The 20,017-nt window shown below is 67.2% G+C and carries 20 protein-coding genes; 3 read left to right on the top strand and 17 right to left on the bottom strand.

All coding sequences use genetic code 11. The features are described 5' to 3' along the window. From G6N37_RS01435 to G6N37_RS01375, 13 genes are all read right to left on the bottom strand, one after another. A complete protein-coding gene (locus G6N37_RS01435; protein WP_167527416.1) occupies positions 1-483 on the bottom strand; it encodes a hypothetical protein in 483 nt (160 codons plus the stop codon). A 29-nt stretch (positions 484-512) separates the two neighbouring features. After that, the gene (locus tag G6N37_RS01430; protein ID WP_163674939.1) at positions 513-1,079 is read right to left on the bottom strand and encodes a mammalian cell entry protein; all 567 of its coding nucleotides are present in this window, start codon (positions 1,077-1,079) and stop codon (positions 513-515) included. After that, positions 1,049-2,488: an MCE family protein gene (locus tag G6N37_RS01425; RefSeq protein WP_163674936.1), complete on the bottom strand. Its 1,440-nt coding sequence runs from the start codon at positions 2,486-2,488 to the stop codon at positions 1,049-1,051. Before G6N37_RS01425 ends, G6N37_RS01430 begins: the two co-directional genes overlap by 31 nt. A gap of 1 nt (position 2,489) precedes the next feature. Further along, complete coding sequence (locus G6N37_RS01420) at positions 2,490-3,575, bottom strand: virulence factor Mce family protein (protein ID WP_163684429.1); 1,086 nt, start codon at positions 3,573-3,575, stop codon at positions 2,490-2,492. A gap of 47 nt (positions 3,576-3,622) precedes the next feature. Beyond that, positions 3,623-4,909, bottom strand: a complete 1,287-nt coding sequence (locus G6N37_RS01415; RefSeq protein WP_163674933.1) for a virulence factor Mce family protein — start codon at positions 4,907-4,909, stop codon at positions 3,623-3,625. Continuing rightward, positions 4,906-6,222 carry an MCE family protein gene (locus G6N37_RS01410; protein WP_163674930.1) on the bottom strand — a complete coding sequence of 439 codons (1,317 nt, stop codon included), beginning with the start codon at positions 6,220-6,222 and terminating at the stop codon, positions 4,906-4,908. Before G6N37_RS01410 ends, G6N37_RS01415 begins: the two co-directional genes overlap by 4 nt. Next, entirely contained in the window at positions 6,219-7,247 is a 1,029-nt protein-coding gene (locus G6N37_RS01405; RefSeq protein WP_163674927.1) for an MCE family protein, read from the bottom strand. Before G6N37_RS01405 ends, G6N37_RS01410 begins: the two co-directional genes overlap by 4 nt. 35 nt (positions 7,248-7,282) lie before the next feature. Next, positions 7,283-8,722, bottom strand: a complete 1,440-nt coding sequence (locus G6N37_RS01400) for an MCE family protein (protein ID WP_163674924.1) — start codon at positions 8,720-8,722, stop codon at positions 7,283-7,285. 4 nt (positions 8,723-8,726) lie between these two features. Further along, a complete protein-coding gene (locus G6N37_RS01395; protein ID WP_163674921.1) occupies positions 8,727-9,584 on the bottom strand; it encodes an ABC transporter permease in 858 nt (285 codons plus the stop codon). Next, entirely contained in the window at positions 9,581-10,345 is a 765-nt protein-coding gene (locus G6N37_RS01390) for an MlaE family ABC transporter permease (RefSeq protein ID WP_163674918.1), read from the bottom strand. Before G6N37_RS01390 ends, G6N37_RS01395 begins: the two co-directional genes overlap by 4 nt. A gap of 202 nt (positions 10,346-10,547) precedes the next feature. Continuing rightward, positions 10,548-10,910, bottom strand: coding sequence for a DUF732 domain-containing protein (locus tag G6N37_RS01385; protein WP_163674914.1), 363 nt, complete (start codon positions 10,908-10,910; stop codon positions 10,548-10,550). Continuing rightward, positions 10,907-11,398, bottom strand: a complete 492-nt coding sequence (locus G6N37_RS01380) for a CAP domain-containing protein (protein ID WP_276066948.1) — start codon at positions 11,396-11,398, stop codon at positions 10,907-10,909. Before G6N37_RS01380 ends, G6N37_RS01385 begins: the two co-directional genes overlap by 4 nt. Before the next feature lie 2 nt (positions 11,399-11,400). Next, complete coding sequence (locus tag G6N37_RS01375) at positions 11,401-11,796, bottom strand: SpoIIAA family protein (RefSeq protein WP_163674908.1); 396 nt, start codon at positions 11,794-11,796, stop codon at positions 11,401-11,403. Between the two features lie 185 nt (positions 11,797-11,981). Here G6N37_RS01375 and G6N37_RS01370 point away from each other — a divergent pair, with 185 nt between their 5' ends. Both G6N37_RS01370 and G6N37_RS01365 read left to right on the top strand, forming a co-directional pair. Beyond that, positions 11,982-13,511, top strand: a complete 1,530-nt coding sequence (locus G6N37_RS01370; RefSeq protein ID WP_163674904.1) for an Hsp70 family protein — start codon at positions 11,982-11,984, stop codon at positions 13,509-13,511. A gap of 7 nt (positions 13,512-13,518) precedes the next feature. Further along, on the top strand, positions 13,519-14,184 hold the full coding sequence (locus G6N37_RS01365; protein ID WP_163674901.1) for a nitroreductase family protein: 666 nt from the start codon (positions 13,519-13,521) through the stop codon (positions 14,182-14,184). Positions 14,185-14,209: 25 nt separating this feature from the next. Here the strand turns inward: G6N37_RS01365 and G6N37_RS01360 are convergent, their stop codons facing one another. Next, entirely contained in the window at positions 14,210-14,674 is a 465-nt protein-coding gene (locus G6N37_RS01360) for a cyclic nucleotide-binding domain-containing protein (RefSeq protein WP_163674898.1), read from the bottom strand. 316 nt (positions 14,675-14,990) lie between these two features. Between G6N37_RS01360 and G6N37_RS01355 the strand changes: the two genes are divergently transcribed. Next, the gene (locus G6N37_RS01355) at positions 14,991-15,821 is read left to right on the top strand and encodes an oxidoreductase (protein WP_163674893.1); all 831 of its coding nucleotides are present in this window, start codon (positions 14,991-14,993) and stop codon (positions 15,819-15,821) included. 16 nt (positions 15,822-15,837) lie between these two features. Here G6N37_RS01355 and G6N37_RS01350 read toward each other — a convergent pair whose 3' ends face one another. The 3 genes from G6N37_RS01350 to G6N37_RS01340 all read right to left on the bottom strand — a co-directional run bounded on the left by G6N37_RS01350 (position 15,838) and on the right by G6N37_RS01340 (position 19,913). Continuing rightward, on the bottom strand, positions 15,838-17,361 hold the full coding sequence (locus tag G6N37_RS01350; RefSeq protein ID WP_163684427.1) for an aldehyde dehydrogenase family protein: 1,524 nt from the start codon (positions 17,359-17,361) through the stop codon (positions 15,838-15,840). Positions 17,362-17,515: 154 nt separating this feature from the next. Then, on the bottom strand, positions 17,516-18,622 hold the full coding sequence (locus G6N37_RS01345) for an NDMA-dependent alcohol dehydrogenase (RefSeq protein WP_163674890.1): 1,107 nt from the start codon (positions 18,620-18,622) through the stop codon (positions 17,516-17,518). A 16-nt stretch (positions 18,623-18,638) separates the two neighbouring features. Next, positions 18,639-19,913: a cytochrome P450 gene (locus tag G6N37_RS01340; protein ID WP_163674887.1), complete on the bottom strand. Its 1,275-nt coding sequence runs from the start codon at positions 19,911-19,913 to the stop codon at positions 18,639-18,641. Positions 19,914-20,017: the final 104 nt, after the last annotated feature.

Here is a 20,017-nt window from a genome sequence, read left to right as displayed (position 1 = left end):
CTAAACCGGATCGAACCCGGATATCAGCCAGCGACCGCCGACCTTGTCCAGTGTGACGCGGACGCTGGATGCCGTGTAGGCGGGCGCCTCAGCCCCGACGATCGTGGTCTGGTTGACGAAGAGCAGGACGACACCGTGGTCGGGTCCCGCCGACACCGACGCCGCAGACCGGACGGTCGCCACCGCGGAGATGTGCTTCTGCTTCGAGCCGGGGATCACCACTTCGCGGGTCAGCGACGTGTAGGCGTCTTTGAACCGCCCGGTCAGCCGGTCACGAGCGGCGCCCAGGTCGCGCTCGACCGTGTCGGGTCGGTAGGTCAGCAGGGCGGCCGTGGCATCCCGCGCCGCCTGCGTAGCCTCGATGCGACCGCGATCGGCATCGGTGACCGACGAGCCCTGCCACTTCAGGAAGCCGGCCGCCGACGCAAGCGACAACGCCAGCCCCGGTATCAGACCGTATGCCAGCACCCGCGACCAGTTGATGCGGTCGGCGTTGCGGCGCAGCCTATTTCTCATCGCACGAACTCCACATTCGACACCTTCGCCACCCCGCCCACCTTCAGTACGGAAAGCCGCATTCGCCAGGCGTGCGGCTCCTGTTCTGCCGCACCGGCGTTCGACGTGTGGACCGTGACAGCCACCAGGACTTCCGCCCGGTCTCCGGATTGGGATTCGATGCCCGCTTCCGTCACGGTTCCAACGGACTTGGACTTGGTCCGCAACACCACGTCGATGAACGGCTGCGAGCGTTTGGAGAAGTTGTCGTAGAGTTGGCCGGTCGCCCCGGCCAGAATGCGCTGCACGTCCGCGTCGGCTTCGCGGAAGTCAACCGTGGTGAGGTTGAGCGCACCTTGGCGACCGGCCTGTAGGAAAAGCGTGCGCTGCTCCTGCGCTTCGTGCCCTCGGTACGCGCGCAGGCCGACCCACCCGACCAGCCCGATCAGCGCGGCCACGATGACAAGTCCGATGGTCAGCGTCAGCCGAACCGGGGCGGCGCCGCGCGACGTCTCCTCCGGTTTCGACTCGTCGACTTCCGCAGGGAGCTCGGTCAATTCGGCGGTAGCAACATCGTCTGCCATGTGCGCTCCTTTCCCCCGGGGGTGGCCAGGTCGGATTGCGTGTAGACATGCCCGTCGGGGCCGACGTAGGTGCCGGTGGCCGGGTCGTACTCGGCGGCCGCAATCGGTATGGGGTCGGGGGGCGGCGCGGGTGGTGCCGGTGGGCGCGGCTGCGGGACGGGCTGGCCCGAAAGCGTCGCGTTCGGGTCGCCTTTCCAGTTGTAACCGTCGTTGAGCGGAATGTAGGTTTCGTCGCTGTCGCACATCTGCACCGTCGGGGCGCGTTTGCCCGGGCGTCCCACACACGGGGTGTTGCGAACGCCCCGGACGTTCTGCGGGGAGTCCTGTGGCACCCGGCAATACAGGTCGCCCGCGGGGCGGTCCGGGTAGTCGTCCCACGACGGAACCCGCTGCTGCTGCGCCGGCAGAAAGCCGGTCAGACACGGTGGCGGCAGGTTCAGTCGCAGGTTGAAACTCAGGAAGGCGCCCTTGTAGCCCTGTTTGGTGTTCCTGTTCGGGACATTGATCGCCTGAATCGTGGCCACCGCCTGGGGAAGAAGGACCAGCAGCTGCTCAATGCCGGCGTGATAGGTCAGCGCGACCTGCCCGACACCGATCAGGTTGGCGAGCAGGACAGGCAGCGTCGGGTTCACCCGATCCAAGAGCTGACGCACTTCCCCCACGGCGGGCCCGCCTTGCTCGAGCACCTGCCGGACGGCGGTGTCGTTTCTCTGCACCCCGCGGGTGAGATCGGCCAGGTGCGCGGCCCACGCCTGTACCGCGTCCGGTGTGTCGGTCTGCGCATCGAGCACCGGCTTGGAGTCGTCGATCAGGGTGAGCAGCGCACCGAGATTCTTTCGCGCATCGATGGACAGCGAACTGGCGCCCGCCACGAGCCGGGAGATGTCCGGACCGAGCCCGCTGACGGCCGTGGAGGCCTCGTCGACGACGGTCTTGAGGTCCTCACGGGGGACCGACTCCACACCACGGTTCGCCGCATCCAACATCGTGTCCAGGTCGGGCGGCACCGACACGCGATCCGGGCGGATCACGTCGCCGTTCCGCAGCGGCGGAGACGCCCTGCGTGGCAGCAGGGCAACGTACTGCTCTCCCACCGCCGACTGACTGTGCACCTGCGCATCGAGATCCGACGGGATGTCGATCCCCGACTTCAGGGAGAGCACCGCCACGACGCCGGTGTTGGTGAGGCGCACGCTGTCGACCCGGCCGACTTCGGTGCCACGATAAGTGACATTGCCGCTGGGGTACAGGCCGGCGGCCTGCGGCAGCTCGACGGTGACGCGGTAGCGGCCGATGCCGAACATGGCCGGAAGCTGGATGTAGCCGAACACCATCACCGCGCCGCCGGCCAGCGCGACGACCACAAAGATCGCCAGCTGGACGAGGATTCGTCTCGACAAGGGCGGCATGTCAATGCCCCTGATCCCAATGATACGGCGCGACAAGCGGATTGCCGGCCGTGTACGGACTCGGCATCTGGCCGATCGTCCGGCCCCACTGCAGTTCCAACTCCGTCAAATTGCCCTCGAACCGGGTGCCCGTGAGGAATGACGCGTCGAGTCGGCTCAGCGTGAGGTCGATGATGGCGGTCAGATTGGCGTAGTCCCCGCGGGCCCACTTGCTGATGGTCTCCTTCGGGAACGGATAGGTGGCGAGCAGGCTCAACGCGCGGGTCATCGCGGGGCCGGCGTTGGCCAGCGATTCCAACACCGGCGCCAGGTCGTTGAGCTCTTTGACCAGAGCGTCCTTGGTCTGGCGTGTCGAATCGGCAACCAGCGCACTGAACTTGCCGAACTGATCGAGCGCCTCCACCAGGGTCTGCCGCTCGTCGGCCAAGGTGCGAAGCGCGGCCGGGATGGTCGTCAGCGCCCTGTCCATCACCGGCTTCTGATCCGCGAACTGACCGACCAGGTTGTTGAGGCTCTCGGCGGAGGCGATGATGTCACCGGTCTGGTCGGCGATGTGGCCCGTAAAGGTGTCGAGCTGAGTGATCAGGCTGCGCAGGTCATCGCCACGGCCGGCCAGCGCGGTGCTCAGTGCCTGCGTGATGTCCTGGATCTGCCCGATCCCGCCGCCGTTGAGCAACAACGAGATAGCGGCGAGGGTCTGCTCCGTCGACGGGTAACTGCCGGCCGACGACAGGGAAATCAGCGAGCCCTCCTGCAACCTGCCCCGGGGTGGGACGTCGGTGGGCGGCGCCAGCTCGACATGCAGGGAACCCAGCAGGCTGGTTTGTCCGATCGTCGCGGTCGCGTTGGCCGGCAGGTCGACATCGCCGTCGAGCCGGATGGTCAGCAGCGCATGCCAGCCCTGCCGCTCGATCCTGGTGACGTTGCCGACCGTAACGTCGCCGACCTGCACTCGCGAGTTCTGTTCCAGGGTGCCCACGTCAGGCAGTTGCGCCTGAATCGTGAACGCCCCGGGACCGCGTCCGGCGGTTCCCGGCAGCGCGACCGAGTTCAGACCGCGCCAACCACAGCCCGCCGGCGCGACCATCGTCAGCGCCGCGACCAACCCCACCACGGCGCGACGCAGGCGGCCCGTCACGGTCCGTCCCCCGTCGGCAGCATCAATCCGCGCAGGCCGTCGGCGGGATTGGTCGCGTGCACCCGGGCCGGGGCGGACGGCAGGCCGGGAATTCCCATCGGATTCGGCTGCGGCGGAACATAGTCCGGCCGCATCCAGTCCTCGCTGTAGGTCACCTCATTCGGGCGTGCCGTGGCGCCGACCACCAGGTTCTCACCCAGCGGGGGGAAGTTGTACTGGCGATTCTTGATGATCGGCGCCAGGTACTGAACGCACAGCTTCGCCGACTGGTCCCATCCCAGGCGCGACGCCGCCTGTATCGCCCCGCACAGGAAGGCGACCGGATTGGCGAAATTGGCGAATGCCGGCGCACCGCTCAGGGTGCCCTGCGCGGGCTGATAGATGTTCATGAAGTTCTGTAGCTCGGTGGGGGCGACATGCAACGCCTGCCTGATGTCGTCGAGGCTGTTGTTCAGCGCGGTCGACACCGAAGCCAGCTTGTCGGACGTGGTGCCCAGCGCTTCGCGGTTGTCGGCCACGAAGGTTCGGACGTCGCCGACGACGTCGGAAAGTGCTGTGACCGCGTTGGCGACCTCGTTGGGATCATTGGTCAGCAGGCCGGTGACCGAGGCCAGATTCTGATTCAGCTGCCGCATCAGGTCACCGCTGCTTTGCAACGCCGAAACCAGGATCGACAGGTTCTTCACGGTGCTGAATAGGTCCTTGCTGTGGTCGCCCAGCGCTGAAACCGCTTGAGAGAGCTTGATGATGGTGTCGCGGATGCTCACTCCCTGGCCGCGCAGGTTGTTCGCGGCGGTCGTCAGGAGCGATCCGAGCGGGCTGAGGCCGCTGCGGGTCGGCTGCAGCATCTGGGTGAGCTTTTCCAGGTCCTGACGCAGGTCGTCCCACTCCACCGGGACCGCGGTGCGCGCCTGCGGAATCACGGCACCGTCTTGCAGCCGCGGTCCACCGGTGTAGGCGGGGGTCAGCTGGATCGCCCGCGCGGTAACCAGCGACGGCGAGAGGATCACGGCCTTGGCATCGGCCGGCACCTGGTATTTGGCCTCATACCAGAAGGTGATCTTGACGCGCTCGGGTTGCGGCTCGATCTTTTTGATGTGGCCGACTGCCACCCCCAGGATGCGCACCTCGTCGCCTACGAAGATCCCGTTGCTGTTGGCGAAGTAGGCGACGACCGTGGTCCTGCTGCTCGCCGTCGACGAGCGCCAGAGCACCGCGGCGCCGGCAAGGAGGCTCAGCACCAGCACGGCGGCCAGGCCGATTCTGGCGTTGTGGCGGTTCATCTTTCACCGGCTTTCGGCGGTGACGGCGATTCACCCGGCGCCGGCACGTATACCGGCGACGGCGAAGGTGGCGCCGGGGGTGGGGCCGTCTGCCCCGGGGCGAGCGGCGGCGGCCCCGGCGGCGGTCCACCCGGCGGCGGCGCGGGGGGCGGCTCACGGTAGGGGTAGCGCGGGTCACCCGGATTGCCGGTGATCGCGTCCGGGAGGTTCAGCCTCGGCTCGCCGCCCTGACCGGTGCGCGGGAACGGTACCGGCAAGGCCGGTGTTCCCGGCTGACCGACCTGCGGATCGGAGAGTTGTGACGGCAGCAGCACATTCGGGTCCAGACCGAGATCGGAGAATGCGGCGTCGACGAAGGGCTGGATGAACTGACCAGGGATCAGGTTGGCGATGTAGAAGTTGAACCATGGACCCGTGGACATGGATTCGCCGAGCGACAGCGCATAGTCATCGAACTTCTTGATCGCCTGTCGCACTCGTTCTTTGCGGTTGTCGACGATCGCCAAGACCTCGTTGAGCTTGTCCAACGCCGGCTTGAGTGTCTGCCGGTTGTCGGCGATGAACCCCTTGATCTGCCGGCTCACCGCCGCGATGTTGCCGGAGATCTGGTCCAGCGCGCGGCTCTGGCCCTGCAATTGCACGAGCAGCGCGTTGCTGTCGGCGATCAGACGGGCTATCTGGTCACTGCGCTGCGACAACACGGTGGTCGCTTTGTTGGCGTTGGCCAAGAGATTTCGCAACTGCGTGTCCCGGTCACTTAATGTCTGCGAGAACCGCGCGACGCCGGCCAACGCGATCTTCAGGTCGGCGGGGGTGTCGGAGAAGGTGTCCGCCAGCACCGCCAGTGATTCGGACAACCGGTTGGTGTCCATCCCGCTGATCGCGGCGCCGAGGTCACCGAGCGCGTCGGGCAGCTGGTAGGGCGCATGGGTGTGCTCGAGCGGGATCGGCCCGGACAGCCTACCGTCGCCGCGGGTGGTGATCTCCAGGATCTTGGCGCCCAGCAGGCTCTTCGTCTTGATCGACGCCTCACTGCGGTCTCCGAGCCGGATGTGCTTGTCAACCTCGAACGTGACGAGCACCCGCGCACCGTCCAACGCGATGCTGTCCACCGTGCCGGATTTGACGCCCGAAACCTGCACCGCGGCACCCGTTAACAGCCCGCCCGCTTCGGCGAAGTACGCCGAGTATTCCCTGCCCGACTTGAAGAAGGGCAGCTTGCTATAGGTCAGCGACGCGGCCACCGCGCCGGCGACGACCACGACCCCGATCGCGCCGACGACGAGGGGATTGCGTTCGGAGAAGTACTTCATCGCGGTGTGCACCTCCCCGAGGGCTGGCCGATCACCTTGACGTAAACCGGTTGCCCGCCTTTGCCATTCAGCTTGAAGAGCATCTCGCACAGATAGAAACTGAAGAAGTCGCCGTACAGGCCCTGCCGGTTCAACATCTGGTAGGCGTCCGGCAGGGTGTTGAGGAAGTCGTCGAAGTAGTCTCGATCGGCCAGGATGAGGCCACCCGCCCGCTCGCCCTCGCCGAGGATCTTCGTCAGGGGCGCACGGCCTTTCGCGAGGAGATCGGCGATCGAAGCGGCTGCGGCATTGGCATAGGCGATCCCGTTGCTGATGTCTTGCTTGCGGCCGGCGAGCGTCGCCAGCAGCTGGGACAACGAGTCGACGGTCTTTGCGAACTGGGCGCTTTGGTCTCCGAGCGAGCCCAGCACGGTGTTGAGGTTGATGATGACCTGCCCGATGAGCTGGTCCCGGTCCGCCAGGGTGTTCGTCAGCGCGGCGGTGCGCGCCAGGACGGAGCCGATCGTTGCGCCCTCGCCCTGGAATGCTTTGATGAGCTCGCTGGACAACGTGTTGACCTGATCGGGATCCAGCGCGCGGAACAACGGGCGGAAGCCGCCGATCAGCGCGTCCAAGTCCAGCGCCGGCGACGTCCGAGCCAGCGGAATCGTATCGCCGGGCCTGAGTTGCCTTGTGCCACCGGGACCTTCCTGTAGGGCAAGGTAGCGGCCGCCGATGAGGTTCTGGTAACGGATGACCGCCTTGCTGCCCTCCGTCAGCACCACGGTGCTGTCGGCGCTGAAGTCGACGACCGCGGTGCCGTCGTCCTGAACCGAGATCTTGCCGACCTTGCCGACTTCGACGCCCGCGATGCGGACGAAGTTGCCGGCCTCGAGGCCGGACACGTTGCTGAACCGCGCTCTGTACGGCAGTTCGTTGCCGAACCGCAGTTGCGCGAAGATCGCCAACATCGCGACCAGGCCCAGGGTGCACACGACCATGAAGATCGCCAGGCGCCAGATCGCGCCGAGCATGTTCTCCTTCATAGCGGTGCTCCTCGTTTACGTGAGTCGGCTGGTCGTCACGGCGCGGGCGGGGGTGGCGGTGTGGGGGTGGGCTGCAGCTGTGCGGGGGCCGGGATCACGGCCGGCTCGGATCCCGGTGGCGGGGAACCGGGTTCGGGTGGTGCGCCCGGCGGTGGCGCCGGCGGCAGACCCGGGTACAGCGGCGTCCCGTCCGGGGCGTATTGCGGCGCGCCGTACGGCGGCGCCCCCGGGTACGGGATCGGGCCGGGCGCGGGGCCGCCCGGGTAGCGGATGCTGGGCGGTTCGGGAATCCCCCGGGTGACGGGCAGGTAGTCGGCGTATCCGGGGAAGGCGATTCCGGGGTTGGGCCGGATATCCAGGCCGGTCCCCCAACCGGTGTTCGTAATCAACTCACGCAGTGGCCAATTCGCGGCGACATCCGGCAGCGATCCGCAGCCCGGCTTACCGCCGGGCCCGCCCCTGGCGCCCACGATCGGAAGGTTCTGCGGGTACCGGTATTGGTCCGCACCGAACAAAGGCGTGCTGTCGATGATCAGCGAGTAGCCGTTGGCGCCACCCATCGCGTCCCGGTACCCGGTATCGAGGGCGGTCTTGGCGCCGACCAACATGCACGTCAGGGCGGGGTTGTATTTCGCCAGCAGGCTCGTCGTGGGTTCGAGCAGATTCACTGCCCTGATGATGTTGTCCTTGTTGGGGCCAACGAGGTTGATACCGCTCCGAGAGAGGCCGATGACGCCGGTGAGCAGCGAGTCCAGGGCGGATGAGTCATCGTTGACCGTGCCGCTGGTGACGCTGGCCGCGTCGAGCACCCGCAGTATGTCCTGCGCCGCAGGACCATAGGTGTCGCCGACACGCTTGACCGCCCGCATGTCCGCGCGGACGGCTTCGGCGCGCGGATTGATCTCGCGCAGTACCTCGTTCGCGTCGGTGATGCCCTGGCCCATGATTGCGCCGCGCCCGCGCAAACCCTCGGCGAGCGCGGACAGGACGCCCTGAAGCTTGGCCGGGTCGATCTCGTCCAGCACCTTGACGAGGTTGGCGAACATGGTGTTGACCTCGGTGCCGACGTTCTCGACCCTGATCACCGCTCCGGCCGCCAGGCGCTTCGGGGCGGGCCGGCCCGGGTAGACGAGGTCGACATATTTGCCGCTGAACAACGTCGTGGCCCTGATGCGGGCGCGCACGTTCGCGGGGATGTATTTGACCTGGTCCGGGTAGAGGTCCAGCCTGAGGCTGACTTGTTCCTTCCCGGTGGTGATCTCGGCGACCCGGCCCACCTGCACCCCACGCATCTTGACCTTGCCGCCACGGTCCATCACCAGGCCCGCCCGGTCGGATATCACCGTCACCGGCACATACGACTTGAACGACCCGGAGTAGAAGGCGGACGTCAGCACGATGGTGCCGAGGGTGGCGACGACCAAAATCAGTGTCCACCACGCGGGATGCATGCCCTCCGAGCGCGATTCCGACATATCCCTACCCCGAGAGATTGAAGTGGCCGGACTGGCCGTGAACGGAAAGGGAGATCGCCAACACGATCAGCGTCAACACGATGAGGGACGTACGAACCGAGTGACCGACCGCCCGGCCGACGCCGGCCGGGCCGCCCGAGGCGGTGTAGCCGTAATAGGTGTGCACAAGCATGACGGCGCTCGCCGCGGTGATCACCGTGACGAACGACCAGAGCAAGTCGGTCGAATTGAGAAATGTCCGGAAATAGTGGTCGTAGACCCCGGTGGACTGGCCATAGATGCCCGTCGTGCCGAACCGGGCCGCCTGAAACGCACATACCACCGCCACGCAATACAGCGGGATGACGACGACAACTCCCGCGACCACCCGGGTCGAGACGAGGTAGGCGACGGACCGCACCGCCATCACCTCGAGCGCATCGATCTCGTCGGCGATCCGCATCGCGCCCAATTGCGCGGTGGCGCCCGCGCCGATGGTCGCGGCCAGGCCGACTCCGGCGACCGCCGGTGAAATGATGCGTACGTTGACGTAGGCGGAGATGAATCCCGTCATCGCCTCAACGCCGATGCCCGACAGCTGGTTATAGCCCTGTACCGCGATGACCGCGCCGGTCGACAGGGTCAGGAAACCCACGATCACCACCGTGCCGCCGATCACCGCGAGCGCGCCGGCGCCAAGGCTCATCTGGGCGACGAGCCGGATGATCTCCTTCCCGTAACGAGAGAAGGCCGTCCGCATCTCGGTGACCGCCATCGAGTAGAACTTCACCTGCGCGCCAACGCGATTCCAGCCGGCGGCGGCGCGGTCGGCCGCGTGCAGCAGCCAGGCGAATCGGCGGTGTAACGCGCTGTCGGCGGTCATTGTGGACCCGTGTAGTAGACGGCTGTCACCACGATGTTGATCACGAACAGGGCGATGAACGAGTACACGACGGTTTCGTTGACGGCGTTGCCGACGCCTTGCGGGCCACCGCCGACGGAAATGCCCTTGTAGCAAGCGATCAGAGCGGCCGCCATCCCGAACAGCGCCCCCTTGACCAGACCGAGGATGAGGTCGGGCAGGTGGGTGAGCAGCGTCAGACCCGCTGCGAAGGCGCCCGGGGTGACGTGCTGGACGAAGACCGAGAAGAAGAACGAACCGGCCATGCCCACCAGGGTCACCAGCGACACCAGGGACACCGCGACGACGGTGGCGGCCAGCACCCGGGGTGCGGCCAGCCGGCGAACCGGGTCGACGCCCATCACCCGCAACGCATCGAGTTCGCCATGGATGGCACGCGCTCCCAGGTCGGCGCACATCGCCGTGGCCCCCGTGCCGGCGACGACGAGAACGGTCACGACCGGCCCGATCTGGGTGACCGAGGCGGTCGCGGCGCCCGTGCCGGAGAAGTCGGCCGCCCCGAACTCGACCAACAGGATGTTCATGGTGAAAACGACGAGCACGGTGAACGGGATCGTCAGCAAGAGCGTCGGAATGATCGACACCCGCGCCACGAACCAGGTTTGCAGGAGAAGCTCGCGCCATGCAAAGGGCAGCTTGAATATCGCCACGAATGTGTCGAGCGACATGGCGAAGAAATCGCCGACCGACCGGAGGGGTTTGGTGACGGACTCTGAGGACATCACGGCAAATCCCTCCCCCGGCCAGAAAATATGGCCGTCGCGACGCCCGTGCGGCCAACAGGGGGTCGCTTGTGGGGAACCGTACAACAAGCGTCCAACCCGCGCGGACGAATTCGCGATGTTTGCCGCCCGGGCGCCAAATGCGGTCGGAGTGAAGATGATTCATGGCCACACAAATGGCTGAGATATTCGGCCGGTGCTGTCATTGCCGCACGGGCCCAGTGGGCGGAACGTATCCGGCCGCCGATTGTCGTAGCTGCCAGATCTGGGCGGGGCACAATTCGCCGACGGCCTGGCTGATCAGATACGAGGCCTGGTACTCGTCGGGGTTGCCGAAGTCCTCTTTGACCTCCCTCATGATCTGCGCGTAGCGCTCCCCCGCCCGCACCTTGCCGCAAATGCCGTCCCCGTATGTGAGGGCGGCGTCGGCGTTGGGAAAGTTGTAGCCCGGGCGCACCGTCACGTTGACGAGGTAGGCCACCGCATCAGCCCGGGCGGGGGGCGGACCGGTGCACAGCAGGACCGCCGCCGCCGCAGCGGGACCGGTCAGCCGGCGAAGATTCATCTCGGCGCCCGAACGCCGGGTGCGCCGTACACGGCGACCACCACGCTGCGGTCCAGGCTGTTCTCGGACCACACCCCCATCTGCGTGTAGGCACAATTGCGCATGATCGCGAGGTAGGCGGGGTTGCCGTACCACTGGTTGATCACCTCGAGCCCGCTGATCGCCAGCGCCGGGTTGATCGCCACGGTCTCGGCGACGCCGCCCCCGTAGCCCGCGGCCACCGCCCGGTCCTGCGGAGTCGAGCCGTCCGAGCCGATGTCGCCGTCGAGCGCGCGGTTGACGAGCACATCGTCGGTGTGCCATTGCGCCGCCAGTTGCAGCTGCGGATTGATCCGCACGTCGTTGGTACATCCGGCGTTGTGCTGGACGGTGTAGACGTTGGCGACGACTCCGTCGTTGAGCCGCTTGTTGTCCGCGTTCGCCAGTGGCGCGCAGGCGAGTGCCGCGCCGCCGAGGAGAACGGCGCAGCAACGAATGGCCTCGCGCAATTTCACGCGGCCCCGCGCCGACCGCCGGGTTCGGAAACCCATTGGCGCGCTTGTTCAGCCTCCGCCTCGGAAAACGTACGGTACTTCCCAGGCCAGAGAAAGCCCAGAAGTTCGGTGAATTTCGCTACATGTTTCACCCATTGCACGTCGCTGACGATCGCGCACCGGTCCCAGTCGAAATAGTGGTCGACGCCGAATTTCGAGTCGGCCCATACCGCAGTCGGGTCGAGAAGGGTTAAGTCAGGAGCGATTTCGCAATATATCCGGACTTTTTTGTGGCGGGTCAGTTTGTCTTCGAAGCCGGGTATCAGCACCGCGTCGTAATCGGCCTTGGTCACGTGCCCATGAATGGCGAACGCGGCCACGTCGTCGGGAAAGCCGTTGAGGATCTCGATCACGGGGCCTCCTGAAACAATCGCGATCTTTTCGATGCGGTCATCGTCGCCGCGTCGAGCGCGGCGGCCTAGGGGCCAAAGTCATCGGAAGAAGCGACCGGTGGCCGTCAACTCGGGGACTTGTCCGGCCGCGGCGCGCCGGGCAAAAAGCTTGTTTCAAGGCCCCAGCGCGGTCCTAAGATTGCGCGATGAGGGTCGGCATCGACTTTGGCACCACGCACACCGTCGTCGCGGCCGTCGACCGAGGCAACTATCCGGTCATCTCCTTTGACGGGGTCGACGCGTGGCCGTCGATGGTCGCGGCCAACGCCGCCGGGGAGCTGCGGTTCGGCGCCGAGGCCGCCGCGGTCCGGCACGACCCGGGATGGTCGGTGCTGCGGTCGTTCAAACGTCTGCTCAACGAGGCCGGGCCCCAGACCGAGGTGAGCCTGGCCGGCCGCAGCCATCGCCTGGCCGACGTGCTCACCGGCTTTCTGGCCCAGCTGAAAACCGACCTGCTGCGCCGCTCCAACGCCAGCCTCACCGCGGGGGAAGCCATCGAGGCCGCGATCAGCGTGCCGGCCAACGCCTCGAGCGCCCAGCGCCTGCTGACCCTCGACGCGTTCGTCGCGGCGGGTTTCCAGGTCGCGGCGCTGCTCAACGAGCCGTCCGCCGCGAGCCTCGAATACGCGCACCGGTACCGGTCCACGATCACCGCCAAACGGGAGTACGTCCTCATCTACGACCTGGGCGGGGGCACCTTCGACGCCTCGCTGCTCAAGATGACCGGGCACGCGAACGAGGTCGTCGTCAGCGAGGGCATCCAGCGCCTCGGCGGTGACGACTTCGATGAGGCGATCGTCGAGCTCGTACTGGCGCGCTCGCGCCTGTCCGGCGTGGATGCCGCCGCCCGTGACCTGTTGCGGGAGGAGTGCGCCGCCCGCAAGGAGGCGGTCGGGCCGCAGACGCGCCGCTTCCTGGTGGACCTCACCGGGGTCGACGGCAGCGACCGGCCCCCGTTCTCCTGCCCGGTCGACGACGTCTATGCGGCGTGCGCTCCGCTCGTCGACAAGACGATGCAATTACTCGACCGCGTCCTGCACAACCCGGCCGGCGGCGGCCGCGACGTGACGTGGTCGGAGGTCGCCGGTATCTACGTGGTGGGCGGCGCCGGCAGCTTCCCTTTGGTTTCACGGATGCTGCGCACCACCTTCGGCGACAAGCGGGTGAAACGCTCGCCGCACCCGTTCGCGGCCACCGCCATCGGTCTGGCCGTCTTTCTCGACAAGGAGTCCGATTTCGCTCTCTCCGAACGCTTCTCGCGTAACTTCGGGGTGTTCCGCGAGGCGGAAGCCGGTGCGGGTGTCGTCTTCGACCCGATCGTGTGCAAGGACGTCTGCCTGCCCGCCGACGGGCACACCCCACTGGTGGTGAAGCGCGCCTATCGGGCCGCGCACAACATCGGCCACTTCCGGTTCGTGGAGTGCAGCCGCCTGGTCAACGGCCGGCCCGACGGCGACGTGACGCCCTACGACCCGGTCCTCTTCCCGTTCGACCCGGCCCTGCACGATCGCGATGACCTCGGGCGGCAGCCGGTCGGCCGGTGGCGCGACGGGCCCGACGTCGAGGAGCGCTACGTCATCGCCCCCAGCGGCGCGGTGGAAGTGACCCTGACGACGCAGCCGGCCGGATTCAAGCGCACCTTTCGCCTGGAGCGCCACGCCTCCGCGAGCGCATGACGCGGCCATGGAGCTCTATGACGTCATGCGAACGACTTTCGCGGCGCGCGAATTCACCGACGACCCGCTGCCCGACGAGGTGCTGGGACGCATCTTCGACAACGCCCGGTTCGCGCCGAGCGGCGGCAACCGGCAGGGCGCGCACATCACGGTGGTGCGCGACCCGGACACCCGCCGCCGGCTCGCCGAGCTGGGCAGGGCCGCCGCCCGCCGCTACTTCGCCCAGCTGCAGGCGGGTGAAAACCCCTGGAATTCAGTCCATCCCAGCGGTGTGCCACAGGACGTCATCGACCGGACCGAGATCCCCGATACCTTCGTCGCGCCGATCGCCGAAGCGCCGGTCGTCCTGGTGGTTTCGGTCGACCTGACTGTCGTCGCCTCGATCGACCAGGACTTGGACCGTGTCGGCCTGGCCGGCGGCGCATCGGTGTACCCGCTGATCTGGAACGTTCTGCTCGCCGCCCGCAGCGAGGGGTACGGCGGCACCATCACGACCATGGCCATCGCCGCCGAGGACCAGGTCCGCCGTCTGGTGGGAATCCCCGACCTGCACGCGGTCGCCGCCGTTGTGCCCCTTGGCAAGCCGGTGCGCCAGCCGACCAAGCTGCGCCGCCGCCCGGTCGCGGAATTCGTGACGCACGACCGCTTCGACGGTCCGGCATTCGAGGGCTGAGGGCCTGTCGCGGGCCCGTCAGTCCTTATTCGATGACATCGGCATAGATGTCCAGGAGCCGGAACCTTGTCGCATCGAGATGCTCTCCGAGCACCGCGATCACGCGCTTCTGCAGCTCGTACCCGAGTTCGTGGTCCTGTTCGCACTTGTCGCGCAGGCACTTGCCGTCGAAACCGATGGCGCGCGTCGCCTCAACGGCGCGCGCGTCGAACCGCGAGTTGTACGGCGGCACCAGCCACGACCAGCCAAGGATGTCTCCGTCTCCGAGTGTCTGCACCGTCAGGCTGCCACGGCCCAGAACGGGGGTTTCGAGCGCGATCCTGCCGGCGCGGATGAGGTAGAAGTGATTAGCGGGGTGGCCCTCGCGGAAGATCAACTCACCCGCGGCGAAGCGCATGTTTGCCGCACACCCGACCGCCAACTGCAAATAACGCGGGTCCATCCCGCCGAAGAACGGGTGTCTGGCCAGAACGCCTTCTAGCGTCCGCACTGCCTGCTTCCTTCACCGGTGCCTGATGAGTTCCTTGAGTCGGACCATAGTTGATGATGAAGGCCCGCGTCCCGCGATCGACGGGAAGAATTGCCTCCCGAAAGCCAACGCCGGCGTTCGACCTCGATATCGACGATCCCCGCGTGATCGCGACCGGGCCGGTTGTCCTACCCCCCACAACTGGCGCGATTCGCACGCCTGCGGTGGCGGCGATATCGACGGCGACACGACAAGTGACCCGACGCAAGTCAGTGCCGTAGTCTGACAACACATTTCACGGTACTGGTTGCGTCTCGGCGAGAAGGGGCCATCCCGCATGTCCACCTGGCTCATCACCGGCTGCTCGAGCGGACTCGGCCGCGCGCTTGCCGAAGCCGTCATCGAGGCCGGCCACCACGCGGTCGTGACCGCACGCGACGTCGCGAAGGTCGCCGACCTGGCGGCAGGCGCACCGGAGCGTGTGCTCGCGGCCGCCCTTGACGTCACCGACCCCGCACAGGTCGCCTCGGCCGTGGGCCAGGCCCACGACCGGTTCGGCCACGTCGACGTTCTGGTGAACAACGCCGGTTACGGTTACCGCGCCGCGGTCGAGGAGGGCGACGACGCCGAGGTGCGCGCCCTGTTCGAGACGCACTTCTTCGGCACCGTCGCGATGATCAAGGCGGTCCTGCCCGGCATGCGGGCGCGCCGCAGCGGCGCGATCGTCAACATCTCCTCGATCGGCGCGACGGTAACTCCGGTGGGCTCCGGCTACTACGCGGCCGCCAAGGCCGCCATCGAAGGCATGAGCGGCGCGCTGCGCGGTGAGCTCGCGCCGCTGGGCATCTCGGTGACCATCGTCGAGCCCGGTGCGTTCCGCACCGATTTCGCCGGGCGCTCGCTCGTCCAGTCGGCCACCGTCATCGACGACTACGCGGCCACCGCCGGGCAGCGACGCAAGGAAAACGACACCATGCACGGCAACCAGGCCGGCGACCCCGCCAAGGCGGCCACCGCGATCATCGCGGCGGCCGAGTCCAGCGACCCCCCGGGATTCCTGCTGCTCGGCCCCGACGCCCTGGCCTTCTACCGCTACGTCGCGGACACGCGCGCCACCGAGATCGCGAAATGGGAGCGGCTGACGAGCGGCACTGACTTCGGGCCGTGACCGCCCGCCGGCCGGGTCAGGTCGTGCCCGCCGCCGCTGCCGACACCACGACGGCATACACCCGCTTGGCACGGTCGTTGGTCAGGTCGATATGCACGAACTTCTGCTCGGTGTACTCGTCGAGCGCGCCGGGCCCGAGTTCGCGGCCCAGGCCGCTTTGCTTCATCCCGCCGAAGGGGAACATCGCGTTGACCATGTGCCAGTCGTTGATCCACACCGTGCCGGACTCCAACCCGCGGGCGATCGCCAAGGCCCGCTCGTTGTCTGCGCTCCACACACCCGCGGACAGTCCGTACTCGCTGTCGTTGGCGATCGCGACCGCCTCGGCGTCGTCGGCGCACTTGATCACGACGAGCACCGGCCCGAAGATCTCCTCCCGGGCCACCCGCATGTCGTTGGTGGCCCCGGTCAGGATCGTCGGCGCGACCCAATGGCCGTCGGCGAGTCCGGCTTCGGCAGGCACCGTGCCCTGGAACGCGATCTTGCAGCCCTCCTCTTGCCCGAGCGCGATGTACTTCTCCACCCGTGCCTTCTGTTTGGCGGATATCAGCGGACCGACGTCCGTGGCCGGGTCCATCGGATTGCCCACGACGAGCGTGGACGCGCGGGCGACCAGCCTTCGCAGGAACTCGTCGTGAATCGAGGAGTGCAGCAACAGCCGCGTTCCGGACTCGCACGCCTGGCCGCACATCAGCAGGAACCCGAACAACGTGCCGTCGACGGCCAGGTCCAGGTCGGCGTCGTCGCAGACGATGTTGGCGCCCTTGCCGCCCAACTCGAGCGTGACCTTCTTGACGTTGTCCGCGGCGGCGCGCATCACGGTCTTACCGACCTCGGTCGAGCCGGTGAACGCCACCTTGCGAACATCGGGGTGTTCGGCGAGGCGGGCGCCGACGACCGGGCCGGGCCCGGTGACCACGTTCAGCACCCCCGCCGGCAGCCCGACTTCGTCCGCGGCCCTGGCTAATTCGAGCAGCGTCAGTGGGGTCTGATCGTCGGGCTTGAGCACTATTGTGTTGCCGGCCGCCAACGCGGGCCCCAGCTTCCACACCGCGAGCAGCAACGGGAAGTTCCACGGCACGATGCCGGCGCAGACCCCCACCGGCTCGCGGCGAAGCACGCCGGCGGCCAGGGTGGGCGCTTCCATCAGGGGCCTGGCTTCCTCGAACGCATATGACCGAGCCAGCGAGGCGAAATATTTCAGGTGCGCGATCGAGTAGCCCAAGAGAAATGCGCCCGCGGACCGTGCGGTGGCACCGTTTTCGCGAACCTGCAGCACGGTCAACTCGTCGAACCGTGCGGCGAGGTTGTCGGCGATCGCGTCCAGGAAGCGGGCGCGTTCGGCGGGCGGCGTCGACCGCCAGATCCCGCAGGCATGTGCTGCCTTCGCCGCGGCGACGGCCTCGTCGGCAATGGCGACATCGCCTTCGGCAACCGTCGCCACTATCTCGTTGGTCGCGGGATCGCGTACCTCCAACCTGCTTGACGTGTCGCGCCAACGGCCGTCGATGTACATCGAATAATGCGGAATGGCGGTCATGTCGTCCTCGCTCTTGTTCATCGGATTCGCCGAAGCCGTCGCGCCAGGCTTTTCCATCGGTCGGCGGCGTGGTGCGCGACGCTGACCCCGGCCGGGATGCCCAAGGGGGCCGCGATAATGACGGCGATGGTGATGAGACTCATCAATCGGCCGTTCAGAACCGGATCAGTCCGCGAAGGTTGACCCCGGCGTGCAGGTCGGCGTAGCCCGTGTTGATCTCCTCGAGGGTGTACTCGCGGGTGACGAGTTCGTCGAGCTGGAGCCGGCCGGCGCGGTAGAGGTCGAGCATCCGGGGTATGTCGTGCCGGGGATTGGATGATCCGAAAAGCGAACCGCGGACCTGCTTTTCATACAGGGTCAAATCGAACAGCGACAGGTCGACGCTGGTGTCGGTCGGGTGTGGGATCGCGGTCATCACCACCCTGCCGCGCTTGCCGACCAGGCTCAGCGCCTGCGCCACATAGCTTCCCTCGGCCGAATCGGTGCTGACCACGCAGACGTCGGCCATCTGACCGCGCGTCAGGTCGGTGAGCAGGGCCTGCGCCTCGTCCACCGTCGCCGCGGTGTGCGTGGCGCCGAACTCGAGCGAACGGCACCGTTTGTACTCCACTGGATCGAGCGCGACGATGACGCGCGCGCCCGCGATCCGTGCGCCCTGCACCGCGTTCATGCCGATCCCGCCCACACCCATGACCACCACGGTGTCGCCGTCACGCGCTTCGCCGGTGCGCACCATGCTGCCGTAGCCGGTGGTGACACCGCACCCGACCAGCGCGGCGGTGTCCAGCGCGGTGGACGGATCCACCTTGATCACCGAGGCCAGTGGCACCACCGTGTATTCGGAGAACGTTCCCAGCACGCACATCTGGCCCAGTGCTTGGCCTTTCGCATGGAACCGGAAGGTGCCGTCGAGTTGCGGCCCGGCGATGATGGCGGCGCCCAGCACGCACAGGTTGCTCATGCCGCGCGAACACGGTTCGCAGCGACCGCAGGCCGGAATGAAACTCAGCGCCACCGAATCGCCTTGGGCGACCTCGGTGACACCCGGGCCGACGTCGACGACGACGCCCGCGCCCTCGTGCCCGCCGACCACCGGTAGCTGCATCGGCATGTCGCCGGTGATCAGGTGGTCATCGGAGTGGCACAGCCCGGCGGCGGCCATTTTGACCAGGACCTCGTTCTCCTTGGGACCGTCGAGGTCGACCTCTTCGACTTCCCACTTCTGGTGCAACCCCCACAGCACCGCTGCTTTGGTTTTCATCGAGAACTCCTTGGGGTCAGCGCTTCTCGGGCGTCCAGGTGGCCGGCAGGCTGTTGACGCCGTTGATGAAGTTGGCCAGGGCGTAGTTGGGCTCCGGCGCCGAAATGTCCGGAATGCGTGTGTAGACCTCGGTCAGCAACGCCTTGAGCATGGTGCGGGCCAGCGCGGCGCCCAGGCAGAAGTGCGGGCCGCCGCCACCGAAGGCGATGTGCGGGTTCGGGTTTCGCAAGATGTTGAACGAATGGGGATCGTCGAAGACGTCCTCGTCGCGGTTGCCCGAGTAGTACCACAGCACGACCTTGTCGCCGGCCTTGATCTCCGAGCCGCGCACGGTGATGTCCTGGGTGGCGGTGCGACGCATGTGCAGCAGCGGCGATCCCCAGCGCAAAACCTCCTCGACGGCGGTGCCGACGCGGCCCTCGACGTCCTCGACGAGCAGTGCGCGCTGGTCGGGGAACTTCGAGAGGGCGGCGATGGCGTGGGCCGAGGCGTGCCGCGTGGTGTCGTTGGACGCGACGCCCATCAACACGAAGAACGCCTTCAGCTCGTCGTCGGTCATCTTCTTGCCGTCGAACTCGGCCTGCACCATCCAGGTCATCAGGTCGTCACCGGGATTGGCCCGCCGCTCGGGGATCAGGACCGTTGCGACCTCGTGCAGGTCCATCACGGCGCCCATGAACAGTTCGAGTTCGCTCTGCTCGCCGCGGATGTTCGGGTCGGTCCAGCCCACGAGCCGCTGGGCGGCGGTGACGGCCTTGTCCCGCAGTTCGCCGTCGGGCAGCCCGAAGAAGCTGCCGAAGATCCGGCCGGGCAGTTTCACCGACACCAGCTGGACGAAGTCGCCCTCGCCGAGGTGGGCCATCTCGCTGACCAGGTCGTGGGCGTGGCCGCGGATCCAGCTCTCGAGCCGGCGCACGTTCTTGGGCTTGAAGGCCTCCGTCGTGATGCCGCGCAGCTGGGTGTGCCGCGGGGCGTCCATCGCGATGAACGACTGCGCGATCTCCACCGCCTCGGGGGCGAAGTCCTCCATCGTGATGCCCTGCGCGGAGGAGAAGATCTCCGGGTGGCGGCTGGCCATCCGGATGTCCTCTTGTTTGGTCAGCGACCAGAACCCCCTGGTGTTGAGCTCGGGAGGCAACAGATCCGACTCCGCCGGGCGGCTCCACGGCACCGGGTTCTCCGCGCGCAGGACGGCGAAGGCGGCGTCCCGCTCTTCGGGGGGTTTCGCCCAGAACGCGCGGGCGCTCAGGTCGATGTCCCTGTGGGTGGGGGCGGTCGTGGGTGCGGTCATCAGGAGTCCCTTTCTCGCGCGGTGCTGTGGTGCACGTCACCGCGGTTCTGAAACCATGCTGGCCAGCGTGGCGGCGGCGCGGTACAGACGCGAGTGCCAATCAC

The sequence above is a fragment of the Mycobacterium seoulense genome (assembly GCF_010731595.1).
Taxonomy (GTDB): Bacteria; Actinomycetota; Actinomycetes; order Mycobacteriales; family Mycobacteriaceae; genus Mycobacterium; species Mycobacterium seoulense.
Note: the sequence above shows the minus strand (reverse complement) of the source record. Positions and strands in the feature narration are given on the sequence as shown.

Bases quoted from the DNA above. Each gene is read 5' to 3' on its own strand.
- G6N37_RS01430 (WP_163674939.1), bottom strand. From the start codon at position 1,079: ATGGCAGACGATGTTGCTACCGCCGAATTGACCGAGCTCCCTGCGGAA.
- G6N37_RS01425 (WP_163674936.1), bottom strand. From the start codon at position 2,488: ATGCCGCCCTTGTCGAGACGAATCCTCGTCCAGCTGGCGATCTTTGTG.
- G6N37_RS01420 (WP_163684429.1), bottom strand. From the start codon at position 3,575: ATGGTCGCGCCGGCGGGCTGTGGTTGGCGCGGTCTGAACTCGGTCGCG.
- G6N37_RS01415 (WP_163674933.1), bottom strand. From the start codon at position 4,909: ATGAACCGCCACAACGCCAGAATCGGCCTGGCCGCCGTGCTGGTGCTG.
- G6N37_RS01410 (WP_163674930.1), bottom strand. From the start codon at position 6,222: ATGAAGTACTTCTCCGAACGCAATCCCCTCGTCGTCGGCGCGATCGGG.
- G6N37_RS01405 (WP_163674927.1), bottom strand. From the start codon at position 7,247: ATGAAGGAGAACATGCTCGGCGCGATCTGGCGCCTGGCGATCTTCATG.
- G6N37_RS01400 (WP_163674924.1), bottom strand. From the start codon at position 8,722: ATGTCGGAATCGCGCTCGGAGGGCATGCATCCCGCGTGGTGGACACTG.
- G6N37_RS01395 (WP_163674921.1), bottom strand. From the start codon at position 9,584: ATGACCGCCGACAGCGCGTTACACCGCCGATTCGCCTGGCTGCTGCAC.
- G6N37_RS01390 (WP_163674918.1), bottom strand. From the start codon at position 10,345: ATGTCCTCAGAGTCCGTCACCAAACCCCTCCGGTCGGTCGGCGATTTC.
- G6N37_RS01385 (WP_163674914.1), bottom strand. From the start codon at position 10,910: ATGAATCTTCGCCGGCTGACCGGTCCCGCTGCGGCGGCGGCGGTCCTG.
- G6N37_RS01370 (WP_163674904.1), top strand. From the start codon at position 11,982: ATGAGGGTCGGCATCGACTTTGGCACCACGCACACCGTCGTCGCGGCC.
- G6N37_RS01365 (WP_163674901.1), top strand. From the start codon at position 13,519: ATGGAGCTCTATGACGTCATGCGAACGACTTTCGCGGCGCGCGAATTC.
- G6N37_RS01355 (WP_163674893.1), top strand. From the start codon at position 14,991: ATGTCCACCTGGCTCATCACCGGCTGCTCGAGCGGACTCGGCCGCGCG.
- G6N37_RS01350 (WP_163684427.1), bottom strand. From the start codon at position 17,361: ATGACCGCCATTCCGCATTATTCGATGTACATCGACGGCCGTTGGCGC.
- G6N37_RS01345 (WP_163674890.1), bottom strand. From the start codon at position 18,622: ATGAAAACCAAAGCAGCGGTGCTGTGGGGGTTGCACCAGAAGTGGGAA.
- G6N37_RS01340 (WP_163674887.1), bottom strand. From the start codon at position 19,913: ATGACCGCACCCACGACCGCCCCCACCCACAGGGACATCGACCTGAGC.